The 13,211-nt window shown below is 64.2% G+C and carries 14 protein-coding genes; all 14 read right to left on the bottom strand.

The genetic code is table 11. The annotated features are described in order from the left end of the window. Positions 1-80: 80 nt before the first annotated feature. Complete coding sequence (locus FJ953_RS06460) at positions 81-707, bottom strand: sarcosine oxidase subunit gamma family protein (protein WP_140623594.1); 627 nt, start codon at positions 705-707, stop codon at positions 81-83. Further along, positions 700-3,681, bottom strand: coding sequence for a sarcosine oxidase subunit alpha (locus tag FJ953_RS06455; protein ID WP_140623593.1), 2,982 nt, complete (start codon positions 3,679-3,681; stop codon positions 700-702). Before FJ953_RS06455 ends, FJ953_RS06460 begins: the two co-directional genes overlap by 8 nt. 202 nt (positions 3,682-3,883) lie before the next feature. Next, positions 3,884-4,159, bottom strand: coding sequence for a sarcosine oxidase subunit delta (locus tag FJ953_RS06450; RefSeq protein WP_140520863.1), 276 nt, complete (start codon positions 4,157-4,159; stop codon positions 3,884-3,886). A gap of 10 nt (positions 4,160-4,169) precedes the next feature. Continuing rightward, the gene (locus tag FJ953_RS06445; RefSeq protein WP_140623591.1) at positions 4,170-5,423 is read right to left on the bottom strand and encodes a sarcosine oxidase subunit beta family protein; all 1,254 of its coding nucleotides are present in this window, start codon (positions 5,421-5,423) and stop codon (positions 4,170-4,172) included. Positions 5,424-5,458: 35 nt separating this feature from the next. Continuing rightward, positions 5,459-6,766 (bottom strand): type III glutamate--ammonia ligase, encoded by a 1,308-nt coding sequence (gene glnT, locus FJ953_RS06440; protein ID WP_140623589.1) that lies wholly within the window; start codon positions 6,764-6,766, stop codon positions 5,459-5,461. Positions 6,767-6,829: 63 nt separating this feature from the next. Then, the gene (locus tag FJ953_RS06435; protein ID WP_140514697.1) at positions 6,830-8,158 is read right to left on the bottom strand and encodes an FMN-binding glutamate synthase family protein; all 1,329 of its coding nucleotides are present in this window, start codon (positions 8,156-8,158) and stop codon (positions 6,830-6,832) included. A 6-nt stretch (positions 8,159-8,164) separates the two neighbouring features. Continuing rightward, on the bottom strand, positions 8,165-8,896 hold the full coding sequence (locus FJ953_RS06430) for a GXGXG domain-containing protein (protein WP_140551135.1): 732 nt from the start codon (positions 8,894-8,896) through the stop codon (positions 8,165-8,167). Positions 8,897-8,900: 4 nt separating this feature from the next. Continuing rightward, positions 8,901-9,797 carry a glutamine amidotransferase family protein gene (locus FJ953_RS06425; protein WP_140520861.1) on the bottom strand — a complete coding sequence of 299 codons (897 nt, stop codon included), beginning with the start codon at positions 9,795-9,797 and terminating at the stop codon, positions 8,901-8,903. An 86-nt stretch (positions 9,798-9,883) separates the two neighbouring features. Next, positions 9,884-10,213: a hypothetical protein gene (locus tag FJ953_RS06420; protein ID WP_140497867.1), complete on the bottom strand. Its 330-nt coding sequence runs from the start codon at positions 10,211-10,213 to the stop codon at positions 9,884-9,886. Next, positions 10,210-10,899: a hypothetical protein gene (locus FJ953_RS06415; RefSeq protein ID WP_181175005.1), complete on the bottom strand. Its 690-nt coding sequence runs from the start codon at positions 10,897-10,899 to the stop codon at positions 10,210-10,212. Before FJ953_RS06415 ends, FJ953_RS06420 begins: the two co-directional genes overlap by 4 nt. Before the next feature lie 43 nt (positions 10,900-10,942). After that, the gene (locus tag FJ953_RS06410; protein ID WP_140514701.1) at positions 10,943-12,346 is read right to left on the bottom strand and encodes an amino acid permease; all 1,404 of its coding nucleotides are present in this window, start codon (positions 12,344-12,346) and stop codon (positions 10,943-10,945) included. A 14-nt stretch (positions 12,347-12,360) separates the two neighbouring features. Next, the gene (locus tag FJ953_RS06405; RefSeq protein ID WP_140497871.1) at positions 12,361-12,522 is read right to left on the bottom strand and encodes a hypothetical protein; all 162 of its coding nucleotides are present in this window, start codon (positions 12,520-12,522) and stop codon (positions 12,361-12,363) included. A 14-nt stretch (positions 12,523-12,536) separates the two neighbouring features. Beyond that, complete coding sequence (locus FJ953_RS06400) at positions 12,537-12,914, bottom strand: hypothetical protein (RefSeq protein ID WP_140497873.1); 378 nt, start codon at positions 12,912-12,914, stop codon at positions 12,537-12,539. A gap of 14 nt (positions 12,915-12,928) precedes the next feature. After that, positions 12,929-13,210: a hypothetical protein gene (locus tag FJ953_RS06395; protein ID WP_140497875.1), complete on the bottom strand. Its 282-nt coding sequence runs from the start codon at positions 13,208-13,210 to the stop codon at positions 12,929-12,931. Between the last annotated feature and the right edge of the window lies 1 nt (position 13,211).

The raw sequence follows: 13,211 nt of genomic DNA, 5'->3' as shown, positions 1-13,211 counted from the left end.
TGGAGCACCACTCATCCGACCTCGCTCCGCGAGGCCACCTTCTCCTACAACAAGGGGAGAAGGGAAGGGCGTGCGCAAGGCTACGTCACTTCCTCGGAATGGCTGATATCCACACCATATTCCGCCGCCGCATCGAGCATCGTGTGCCACAGGCTCTCGGCAAAGGTCGCGAAGACCAGAACGTTGAACACCGCCTGTCCGTCCGCCCGATCATTCCCACGCCAGAGCGTGACGCTGGTGTGATCCATCGAGGTTGCGGCGGCAGAGCCGACCGCGAACACACCGGCATGCAGATCGAGCGATGACAGCTTGGCCAACATCGCCCGCGCCTTGTCACCGGAGATGCTGATTAGCGCCCGCGCATGCGACTGGTCGGATAGCGAGGCCGATCCGGCAAGCAGAGGAGCAAGCGCCTTCATCCCGTGCTTGCCACTCTTCGACAGCACGAAAAACTGATCCGGCCCGGACCAGATCAGCGTGGCGTCCGCAATCCGCACCGCCTTGGGCGCATCCGGACCGGCAATGCCGAAACACGCCGTCGCAGCCCTGGCCAGGTCACCCGCCTTGCCGCGGCGTGCCATCACTTGCACGAGGTCGAAATTGCGGATCTCGGTCAGCGAAACGCCGGCATCGCCCTGCGCGCCATGCGGACCGACGACCAGCGTGCGGTCGAGAGGGCTGCGCGCATCCCAGGTAAATTCAGCCACGCTGGCACCCTCCATCCGGATCGTAGAAGACGGGATTGCACAGTTCGACATCATACTCCTCTGCGCGCAGCGGATCGTGCGCGCGCACGGTCTCGCCGATACGCTCGCGACCACGTTCCACGAGAGCAAGCCCGATCCATTGATCCGATGTCGGCGAGAAGCAGACCGAGGTGACATAGCCCCGGTCGTTATCAGGTCCGGGCGTCTGGCCCTTCGGAACGATGTGCGCGCCGGAGCGCAGCCGCCGCGCCTTGTCGGTCGGCTTGATGCCGACGACGACCTGCCGGTCCGGCGCGGCCAGCGCCTCGCGCCCGGCCATGACGCGGCCCACAAAATCCTTCTTGGTCGACATCATCTTGCCCAGGCCGAGGTCGGCGGCCGTGGTCGTGCCGTTCAGTTCCGGTCCGGCGACATGGCCCTTTTCGATGCGCATGACGCCAAGAGCCTCGGTGCCGTATGGCGTCACGCCGAACGGCTTGCCGGCCAGCATCAGATTGCGCACGAGCGCCTCGCCATAGCGCGCCGGCACCGAAATTTCGAACGCCATTTCGCCGGAGAAAGAGATGCGAAACAGCCGTGCCTTGATGCCACCGCGCAACGCAACTTCGCGCGCGCCCATGAACGGGAAGCCCTCGTTCGACAGATCCTCTGTCGGGTCGACGATCTCCTTCAGCAGATCACGCGTCTTCGGCCCGGCGATCGAGAATTGCGCCCACTGGTCGGAGACCGAGGTCAGTTGCACGTCCAATTCGGGAAACAGCACCTGCCGGCAGAATTCGAGATGCTGCATCACCAGCCCGGCCTTGGCGGTGGTGGTGGTGAGGAAATAATGATCCTCGGCCAGCCGCGAGGTCGTGCCGTCGTCGTAGACGAACCCGTCTTCGCGCAGCATCAGCCCGTAGCGCGCCTTGCCGACGGCGAGGCTGGAGAAGGTGTTGATGTAGACGCGGTCGAGGAAGGCGCCGGCATCGGGGCCGTGCACGTCGATCTTGCCGAGCGTCGAGACATCGCAGAAGCCGACGCCGGAACGCACCGCCTTGACCTCGCGTGTGACGGATTCCAGCCAGTCCTTCTCGCCCGTGCGCGGATACCATTGCGCGCGCTTCCACAGGCCGGTGTCGACGAGGACGGCACCCTGTTCGACGGCCCAGTGATGCGAAGGCGTCAGCCTTGTGGCGTGGAAAGTCTCGTCGCGGTGATGGCCGGCAAAGGCGCCGATCGCGACCGGCACATAGGGCGGGCGGTAGATCGTGGTGCCGGTTTCGGGAATGGACTTGCCCGACACCGCGGCCATGATGGCAAGGCCGGCGACGTTGGACGTCTTGCCCTGGTCGGTCGCCATGCCGAGCGTGGTGTAGCGCTTCAGATGCTCGACCGACTCGAAGCCCTCGCGCTGCGCCAGTTCGATGTCGGAAGCTGTGACATCGTGCTGCTGGTCGACGAACGCCTTGCCCTTGCCGGCGACATGCCAGAGCGGCGTCAACGAGAACGCCTCGTCATCGGCAGTTGGCGCTGTGCCGGCCTTGCCGCTGCGCCCGGCGTCGAGCGCGGCCGCCGCGCCTGCTGCAAACCCTCCCGCCAAACAGGCGCCGAGACCGAACGAGCCATTGGCTGCACCGGCGGCGACCATGCCGGGAGGCGCGCCGTCGGGCACGAAGGCGGCGATGTCGTCGCGCCATTTCGGCCGGCCGCGATGATAGGAGGTGAGCCCGACCGCCGGGTTCCAGCCGCCGGAGACGGCAAGCCCGTCCGCTTCCACTTCGGCTCGCGCGCCGCCGGTGAGAGAGACGGAGATTTTCCTCACACCGTCCTTGCCGCCGTCCGCACGGCTGACGGCGCCATGCAGCACCGGGAAGCCGCTCTTCGAGGCGAGCGAACGATGGGCGGGCGAGACGTCAGGCCGTGCGTCGATGACCGCCGCAATCTGCAAGCCTGCGCCGAGTACTGTCTCGACCGTGCGCCAGCCATCCTCATTGTTGGTGAACAGCGCGATGCGTTTTGCCGGCGCGGCGGCATAGCGCGCGACATAGGTCCGCATGGCCGAAGCCATCATCACGCCGGGCGTATCGTTGCCGGCAAAGACGACCGGCCGCTCGAGGGCGCCGGCCGCGACGACGCAACGCCTGGCCACGATGCGCCACATGCGCTGGCGCACCTGGTGCTCGGGCGGCGAGGGCAGATGGTCGTTGACCCGCTCGATCGCGCCATAGGTGCCGCCATCGTAGACGCCGAACAGCGTCGTGCGGGTCATGATGCGGACATCGGGCATTGCCTCGAGTTCCGCCAGGGTTCGCGACAGCCACTCGGCTGCCGGCAGCCCATCGATCGTGCCGCCATCCGAGAGCAGACGGCCGCCGGGAATAAAATCCTCTTCGCACAGGATGACGCGGGCGCCGGAGCGGCCGGCGGCAAGGGCCGCCGCAAGCCCGGTCGGGCCGGAGCCGGCGATCAGCACGTCGCAATGCGCCCAGGCCTTGTCATAGTGGTCGGGATCGGCAACGCCGGCGGCGCGGCCGAGGCCTGCGGCGCGGCGGATCGCCGGCTCGTAGATCGCCTCCCAGAATTTGGCCGGCCACATGAAGGTCTTGTAGTAGAAGCCGGCGACGAAGATCGGCGCGAAGAGCTGGTTGACCGACATCACGTCGAAATGGAGCGACGGCCAGCGGTTCTGGCTGGCGGCCTCGAGCCCTTCATAGAGCTCGGCGGTCGTGGCCTTGGTGTTCGGCTCGCGGCGTGCGCCGGTGCGCAGTTCGACCAGCGCGTTGGGCTCTTCCGAGCCGGCGGTCAGAATGCCGCGCGGACGGTGGTATTTGAACGAGCGGCCGACCAGCTTGACGCCGTTGGCGATCAGCGCCGACGCCAGCGTGTCGCCCTCGAAGCCGAAGAACGTCTTGCCATCGAAGCGGAAGCTCAGCGGTGACGAACGATCGACGAGGCCGCCAGTGGAGAGACGATTGGACTGGGAGGAAATCACGATGCAGCCCCATGCACTGGCGTCGCGCTGCCCCTCATCGCCCTGCCGCTTCTTACCCTCCCCCTGGTGGGGAGGGTCGCTGCGAAGCAGCGGGGTGGGGGGGCGGCGCCGACCCCCACCCGGACTTGCGGTCCGACCTCCCCACAAGGGGGAGGTAAAGACGTACCGGCCTTCACCGCGGCGCTGAGCTGGACAGAAAAATTCATTTCGCAACCTGCCTCGCCCCGGCGCCCGCCGCCGGCTCCACGGCCGAAATTTCGTGCGTCAGCGTGTTGCGGGTGACCTTCAGCCACGCTCGGCAGCCGCCGCCGTGATACCAATTCTCGTCCATCACGCCGGCGACATTGTCGCGCAGGTAAACGTAGTCGAAGACGTCGTCCTCCGAAGCGCCAGCCTCCGGACGCATCGGCTTGGCGTCGCCGAGATAGGTGAACTCGCCGAGGTCGCGTTCGCCGCAGAAGGGACAGGTGATGCGCATGGCAGGGCCTTCAGTGCAGGTTCGGTTGGGCGCCCTGGCCCTTTTCGTCTATCATCGCACCAGACCGGAACCGGTCGAGGCGAAAGCGGGCGGCCTCCTTGTGGGATTGGTCGCGGGCCAGCAGGTGGGCAAAGACGAGGCCTGAGCCCGGCGTCGCCTTGAAGCCGCCATAGCACCAGCCGGCATTGAGGTAGAGCCCGTCGACCGGCGTCTTGTCGATGATCGGCGAGCCGTCCATCGACATGTCCATGATGCCGCCCCACTGGCGCAGCAGGCGCACGCGGCCGATCATCGGCATCAGCGCCATGCCGCCTTCGCAGACGTCTTCCATCACAGGCAAATTGCCGCGCTGGGCGTAGGAATTGTAGCCGTCTATGTCGCCGCCGAAGACCAGGCCGCCCTTGTCCGACTGGCTGACGTAGAAATGGCCGGCGCCGAACGTCATCACATTGGGGATGAGCGGCTTGATCGCCTCGGAGACGAAGGCCTGCAGCACATGGCTTTCGATCGGCAGGCGCAGGCCCGCCATCGCGGCGACACGCGAGGAGGAGCCCGCGACGGCCATGCCGACTTTCCCGGCGCCGATCTTGCCGCGCGAGGTCTCGACGCCGGTCACCTTGCCGTTGGCGTCGCGCACGAAGCCCGTCACTTCGCAATTCTGGATGATGTCGACGCCGAGCGCGCTCGCCGCATGGGCGTAGCCCCAGACCACCGCGTCGTGCCGCGCCGTGCCGCCGCGCCGCTGCAAGAGCCCACCTTGCACGGGAAAGCGCGCATTGTCGAAATTCAGGAACGGCATCATCTTCTTGACCGCGGCAAGGTCGAGCAATTCGGCATCGATGCCGTTGACGCGCATCGTGTTGCCGCGCCGCGCATAGGCATCGCGCTGCGCATCGGAATGGTAGAGATTGATGACGCCGCGCTGGCTGACCATCGTGTTGTAGTTGAGGTCCTGCTCCATCCGCTCCCACAGCTTCATCGATAATTCGTAGAAGCCGGTGTTGCCGGGCAGGCCGTAATTGGAACGGATGATGGTGGTGTTACGGCCGGCATTGCCGGAGCCGATCCAGCCCTTTTCCAGCACGGCCACATTCCTGATGCCGTACTCGCTGGCGAGGAACCAGGCGGTGGCCAGACCATGCCCGCCGCCGCCGATGATCACCACGTCGTAGCGGTCCTTCGGGCTGGCGTCGCGCCAGGTGCGCTGCCAGTTCTTGTGGCCGGAGAAGGCGGCGCGGGCGAGCGAGAAGATCGAATATTTCATACGTTCATTCCGAGGTCGCTCGCACGCTGCGCCGGTCAGATATCCAGCGTGTGGTCGCGCTCCCATTGCGTGAAGTGCGAAGCATAGGAATTCCATTCCTGGTGCTTCAGCTTTAGATAAGCCGACGAGAATTCCTCACCCAGCGCCGTCTTGAGCGATTTGTCATTGTCGAATTCGCGCAACGCGTCGAGCAGGTTGAGCGGCAATTTCGGCGCGCCCTCCACCGTGTGACCGTGCTGGTACATATCGATGTCGTAGCGCCTGCCGGGGTCGGCCTTGGAGCGGATGCCGTCGAGGCCGGCGGCGATGATGACGGCTTGCAGCAGATAAGGGTTGGCCGCGCCATCAGGCAGCCGCAGCTCGAAACGGCCGGGGCCGGGCACGCGCACCATGTGGGTGCGGTTGTTGCCGGTCCAGGTCACCGTGTTTGGCGCCCAGGTGGCGCCTGAAATGGTGCGCGGGGCGTTGATGCGCTTGTAGGAGTTGACCGTCGGGTTGGTGATGGCGGCGAGAGCCGAGGCATGTTTCATGATGCCGCCAAGAAAGTTCTTGCCCTTGGCCGACAGGCCGAGCTCCATCGAATTGTCGGCAAAGACATTGGTCTTGCCTGTTTTGTCCCACACCGAGATGTGCGCATGGCAGCCATTGCCGGTCAGTCCCTGGAAGGGCTTGGGCATGAAGGTGGCGCGCAGGCCGTGCTTTTCCGCGATCGACTTGACCATGAACTTGAAGAAAGAATGCTTATCGGCGGTCGCCAGCGCATCGTCGAAGGCCCAGTTCATCTCGAACTGGCCGTTGGCATCCTCGTGGTCGTTCTGGTAGGCGCCCCAGCCGAGCGCCAGCATGTGGTCGCAGATCTCGGCGATGACGTCGTAGCGGCGCATCAACGCTTGCTGGTCGTAGCATGGTTTCGCCGCCGTATCATATTCGTCGGAGATCGTTTTGCCGTCGGGCGAGATCAGGAAGAATTCCGCCTCGACGCCGGTCTTGACATGCATGCCGTCGTTAGCGGCTTCCGCGATCAGTCGCTTAAGCGTGTTGCGCGGTGCCTGGTCGACCTCCTTGTCGTCCATGATGCAGTTGGCGGCGACCCAGGCGACGTCAGGCTTCCAGGGCAGCTGGATAACCGAATTCGGATCCGGCACCGCCAGCATGTCGGGATGTGCCGGCGTGAGGTCGAGCGAGGTAGCGAAACCGGCGAAGCCGGCGCCATCCTTCTGCATATCTGATATCGCCTGCGCCGGCACCAGCTTGGCGCGTTGCCCGCTGAACAGGTCGGTGTAGGAGATCATGAAATATTTGACGTTTTTCGCCCTTGCGAACTCTGTAAGATCAACTGTCACGGAAGTTCCCCATTTTTTGTCGATTGTTGGCCCTAGAGCATATGGCCTTCGGCCCTTTGTTGATCAGAAGCCGTTCTTCCCCGGTATCCAGTTGGTGCCGGCCAGCGGCACGCCGGCCATCGCGGCGGCCTCGATCGTGAGCGCGACGAGATCCTCGGGTTCGAGATTGTGCAGGCTGTTCTTGCCGCAAGCGCGGGCGATGGTCTGCGCCTCCAGCGTCATCACCTTGAGATAGTTCGCCAGCCGGCGGCCGGCGGCCACCGGATCGACCCGCTTCATCAGTTCGGGATCCTGCGTGGTGATGCCGGCCGGGTCGCGGCCCTCGTGCCAATCGTCATAGGCGCCTGATGTGGTGCCGAGCTCGTTGTACTCCGCCTCCCAGCGGGGATCGTTGTCGCCGAGCGCGACAAGGGCAGCCGTGCCGATGGAGACCGCGTCGACGCCGAGCGCCAGCGCCTTGGCGACATCGGCGCCGTTGCGGATGCCGCCCGAGACGATCAGCTGCACCTTGCGATGCATGCCGAGATCCTGCAGCGCCTGCACCGCCGGCCTGATGCAAGCGAGCGTCGGCTGGCCGACATTCTCGATGAACACTTCCTGCGTCGCCGCCGTGCCGCCCTGCATGCCGTCGACGACGACGACGTCGGCGCCGGCCTTCACCGCAAGCGCTGTGTCGTAATAGGGGCGGGCGCCGCCGACCTTGACGTAAATCGGCTTCTCCCAGTCGGTGATTTCGCGCAGTTCGAGAATCTTGATCTCGAGATCGTCCGGCCCGGTCCAGTCGGGATGGCGCGAGGCCGAGCGCTGGTCGATGCCCTTGGGCAGCGTGCGCATCTCGGCGACGCGATCGGAGATCTTCTGTCCGAGCAGCATGCCGCCGCCGCCGGGCTTGGCGCCCTGGCCGACGACGACCTCGATGGCATCGGCGCGCCGCAGGTCGCGCAGATTCATGCCATAGCGCGAGGGGAGATATTGGTAGACGAGTTGCTTGGAATGGCCGCGCTCTTCCTCGGTCATGCCGCCGTCGCCGGTCGTGGTCGAGGTGCCCGACAGCGTCGCGCCGCGCCCGAGCGCTTCCTTGGCCGGGCCCGACAGCGAGCCGAAGCTCATGCCAGCAACGGTGATCGGGATTTTCAGCTCGATCGGCTTCTTGGCATGGCGTGAGCCCAACACGACTGATGTGTCGCAGCGCTCGCGATAGCCTTCGAGCGGATAGCGCGAGATCGATGCGCCCAGGAACAGAAGGTCGTCGAAATGCGGCAGCTTGCGCTTGGCGCCGGCGCCCCGGATGTCATAGATGCCGGTGGCCGCGGCGCGGCGGATCTCGGAAAGCGTGTAGTCGTCGAAAGTCGCGGATTTGCGCGGCGTCGTCGGCGGGTTGCGATAGGTCATGCTGCCTCAATACGCGTCGGCGTTGTCGATATTGAAATTGTAGAGCGTGCGCGCCGAGCCGTAGCGCTTGAACTCCGACGGCTTGACGCCGGTGACGCCGGCACGATCGAGCAGGCCTTGCAGGAGTTCGAGGTGTTCGGGCCGCATTTCCTTGGCGATGCAGTCGGCGCCCAAACTGTCGACCTTGCCGCGCACGAATAGCCGTGCCTCGTAGATGGAATCGCCGAGCGCGTCGCCGGCATCGCCCAGCACCACCAGATTGCCGGACTGTGCCATGAAGGCCGACATATGGCCGATATTGCCGTGCACGACGATGTCGATGCCTTTCATCGAAATGCCGCACCGCGAGGACGCATTGCCCTCGATGACGAGCAGCCCGCCCTTGCCGGTGGCGCCGGCATACTGGCTGGCGTCGCCTTTGACTGTTATCGACCCCGACATCATGTTTTCGCCGACGCCGGGTCCCGCCGAACCATGCACGGTGATGGCACTGCCGGAATTCATGCCGCCACAGTAATAGCCGACGCTGCCGCGCACATCGATGCTGACCGGCTGGTCGACGCCGACGGCGACCGAATGGCTGCCCTTCGGGTTCAACACTTCCCAGGCGGTCTCGTTCGAGCCTGGCGTCAGATTGTGCAGTGCCTGGTTGAGCTCGCGCAGCGACATCTGGTCCAGGTCGAACACCCGGGAGGCATGGTCGCTCGCCGCCGCGGTTGAAAGTTTTGTTGCCGGCATGAACTCAATGCTCCCAGAAATAGACGGTTGCGGGTTCCGGTTCCCAGACTCTCGCATTGTCTATGCCGGGCAGTTTGGTCAGCGCGCGATATTCCGAGCCGAAGGCGACATACTGGTCCGTTTCGGCCATCACGGCGGGCTTGCAGGCGATCGGGTCGCGCACCACGCCGAAGCCGTTCTTGGTGCCGACGACGAAGGTGAAGAAACCGTCGAGATCTGAGAGGGTGCCCTCCAGTGCCTCGCCGAGGTTCTTGCCATGCGCCATCTGGGAGGAGAGATAGGCGGCCGCCACTTCGGTGTCGTTCTCGGTCTCGAATGTCATGCCTTCGCGGACCAGTTCGCGGCGAACGTTGTTGTGGTTGGACAGCGAGCCATTGTGCACCAGGCACTGGTCGGCGCCGGTCGAGAACGGATGCGCGCCCATCGTCGTCACCGCCGATTCCGTCGCCATGCGGGTGTGCCCGATGCCATGCGTTCCGGTCATCCCACGGATGTCGAAGCGGTCGACCACAGCCTCGGGCAAGCCGACTTCCTTGTATATTTCCACGGCTTCGCCGGCACCCATGATGCGGATGTCGGGCCTGAGCGACTGGATGGTCTCACGCGCGGCATCGACCTTTTCGGGCGTGGTCCTGATGACGGCATGCGTCGATTTTACCATGACGCTCACCGGCACGCCGAGCGCCTTGGTGAGTTCGGCGTCCAGTCCACGGAAATCACGCTCCGGCCTCGGCGACTGGATGGTGATCTTGGCCTCGTTGCGGGACGGCGCGCCATAGATCGCGATGCCGGCGCTGTCGGGTCCGCGATCGCTGAGCGATACCAGCATCTGCGACAACATCGCACCGAGCTGCGGCTCCAGCGCTTTGTCCTTGAGGAAAAGTCCAACGATTCCGCACATGCCAGCCTCCAGACCCTTTGTAGCTAAAAATGATGTATCGAATGAGTTCGGGGAATTCAATTGGTATGAAAAAAATATTCCTCTCGTTACGCGTTGTGTTTTGTCCCATCCGGCGGCCCATCGCCTTGTCGGCGCATGGAATGGGCCCATTTGGCGGTCCGGATACGAGCCATCTTGTAGGCGTCGAGGATCGACAGCGCATAGATCAGGAAGCCGCCGGCGTGGCGGCCGACAAAGCTGGCGTCGGGCGGGGCGATCTTCGCCGTCACCCAGGCTAGGATGACCATGAAGAAAAGAAACTGCAGGCCGCGCGTGGGAACGCCCAGCATGACGTGGCCGCTGCCCGGCAGCAGGGTTGCCGCGCCCAAGACGATATATGGGCTGGTAGGTCCGGGCGAGGGGGTTGCGCCGGTCATGCCGCTTTCCGTTCGTTCCTGTTGATCGCGCCGCGCAGTCCCGAAAGGGATACGAGCAGCCGCGAGATCAGCGCCGGGTCGATTTGCGCGTCACCGAAAGCGGCTTGCCGGAAGACACCGTAGCGGGCCCGCTCGGCTTCGGCCAGCAGCCAGACGATACGCACACCCTTTGGCGTGATCAGTAGCTCCTTGGCGCGTCCTTCTGAAAAGGGCTCCAGATGGTCGGCGATGATGTTTTGCGGGAAGCGCACGCCTCTGCGGTCCGTTCGAAGCACCGCCTCGGCGGGAAAGCCGGGCGCCTTCGGCAGCGTGTGGTCGAGATGGTCGAAATTGGAGAATGTCGTCGGCGAGCCCGGCCGCATCATCATGTCGAACGTGCCGGGCACGGCTGTTTTCTCCGTTATCGATACGCTGAGCCAGCGCGCCGGCAGCTTTCTCGTCGCCAGCGTGTCGACGATGGTGCGCAGCTGCACGCGCTGGCCGTTCCACGAGCCTTCCCAGGTGATGACGCCGGCAGTGCCGTCCGAGACATCTTCTGCGTCGGCAATGACGGCGCGGATGCTGGCCTGGTCGGCGGCGCGCGCCACGGCAGCCCTGTTGCGGCTGCGGCGTGCCAGCCAGGCAAAGTGCAGGACGAGAGCCAGGACAGCCGCCCCGGCAAGCAGTGCTGACGTCACCTCGGACATTTCGTCATGCCAGGCCCGCCCAATTCGGACGGGCCTACTCCCATCAATAGCCCTGCGGTTTCGGCCACGGCATGGTGAACTGGTCGCCGCGCCGTACGAATTTGTAGCGGTAGAAATGGAACCACAGCGAGATCAGGAAATAGAACGCGACCATGGCGATGAGCTGCGAGCCGAAGCCGAGGAAGATGGCGAAGAAGGTGACCACGCACAGGCAGAACAAGACGATCGCCGGCAGCGGGTGAAAGGGATGCGTGTAGCCGCGGCGGATCGAACCCAGAGGCCACTTCTTCCGGAACATCATGATGTTGATGCTCATGAACGTATATTGCAGCACGCCGGACAGGATCGAGAAGGTGATCGCCTGGTTGAGGTCGGCGATAAAGGCGAAGGCGAGCGCGATCGGCAGCAGGAACAGGATCGAGCGGTAGGGCGTGCGGTATCTCGGGTGCACCGCCGAGAACCAGCTCGGCAGGTAGCGATCGCGGCCGAGCGAGAACCAGGCGCGCGCCGCGTCGTTGATGCAGCCATTGGCGGACGCCAGTGCGGCAAGCAGCGTGGCGATGAACAGCAGGTTTTCCAGCAGCGGGTTGCCGGTCAGCTTGCCGGCGTCCCACAGCGGATAATAAGTGATGCCGAGATATTCCCAGGGCATCAGCGAGGCGCAGACATACCAGGTCATGGCGGCGGCGATCAGAAGCGTGATCATACCGGCCATCGTGCCATAAGGCAGCGAGCGCGCGGGCGAGCGCACTTCCTCGGCCGCCTGCGTGGTGCCCTCGATGCCGAGATAGTACCAGATGCCGAACTGGAAAGCGGCGATGACGCCGATCCAGCCATAGGGCAGCGCATTGTCCGGGGTGACCAATTCGTTGAGCTTCAGCACCGCGCCTTGCGTCCACGGGCTGACCGAGAAGAACAGGATGACGATGGAGATGTAGGCGATCGCGGTGATGACGAAGTTGACGTTGAGCGTCATCAGCACGCCGCGATAGTTGAGCCATGCCAGGACGACGATGGTGGCGGCGATGAAGGAGTTGTGGGTGAGACCCTCGACGCCCGCCTTGGCGACGATCGTGTCGCCGAGCAGGATGGCGTCCGACACTTCGAGCATCGTGTAGGCAAAGACCAGGAACAGCGCGACGTTGAAGGCCATCAGCGGCCCGACGATGTGCTTGGCCTGCGCATATTGGCCGCCCGCGGCGGCGACCGTCGACGTCACTTCGGAATCGATCATGGCGACCGAGGTATAGAGCAGCCCGACGACCCAGCAGACAATCAGCGCGGCAAGCGCGCCGCCCTTGTCGGCGGAGAAATTCCAGCCGGTGAACTCGCCGACCAGGACGATGCCCACACCCAACGCCCAGACATGGGCCGGGCCAAGCACCCGAAGCAGCGAGACCCTGTCGCCATTTGTTGCCGAACCCGCAGTTTCAACCACGACCGTCATCGATCAATCCCCACTCAGATCCGGTGTTTTTCGGAAGCGGCTTCAAGTTCGCCTTCGCGCGAGGACGTCAGCACATCCTCGGAGTAGGTCGTATCGACCTTGAACCAATCGTAGAGCATCCACAGCGCAAGCACGATCGAGATGCCCCAGCATGCGTAAGAGAGTACTATCCACATGGTCTGTCCCCGGATTATTTCTCGTCGAACTTCTCGTTGATGACGTCGCGATATTCACGGTCGGATGCCCGGAACAGGAACACGAAATAACCGATCAACACGGCTGCCATGACAACCAGCGTCGGCCAGTCGATGATGTAGTGGAAACGGTTCTGGATGATGTCGTGCGCGGTCTCGGGCGTATAGCCGAGCCTTTCCCAAATCGACGCCATGGTCGGGTTCTGGCCGAGCGCCTCCCAGGTCTTGGCGTCGAGCGCATCGATGGACTTGGCTGCTCCCGCCAATCCCAGTTTCAGCGGCAGCCACAGCGCCACGAAGATGGCGACCACGACGACGGCGATATCGAAGACCTGCCCGGCCTTGCTCTGTTGCGGCGGCGTGTAGCGGGACATGCTTCTCTCCCCCCTCAGGATTTGCGGTTGCGGTCGTAGTTCTTGATGTCGAGCCCGTAGATGAACTCCTTGTCCTCCTTGTAGTGGTTGACCATGGCCAGGATCGCCGCCGTGTTGAAGATCAGCACCGCGGCGGCGGCAATCGCGACGACGGCCTTGATGCCGTCATGCGGGATATGCGGCCATGTCATGAAGAGGACGAAGAGGATCGTCGCCCACAGGCAGATGATCAGGAGCGCGGATCCGCGCAAGTCGGAACGGTACAGCGCCTCGATGCGCTGCTGCAGGTCTGACATC

The sequence above is a fragment of the Mesorhizobium sp. B2-3-6 genome (assembly GCF_006442305.1).
Lineage (GTDB): Bacteria > Pseudomonadota > Alphaproteobacteria > Rhizobiales > Rhizobiaceae > Mesorhizobium.
The sequence above is the reverse complement of the archived record's forward strand: the minus strand, read 5'-3'. Positions and strand labels throughout refer to the sequence as shown.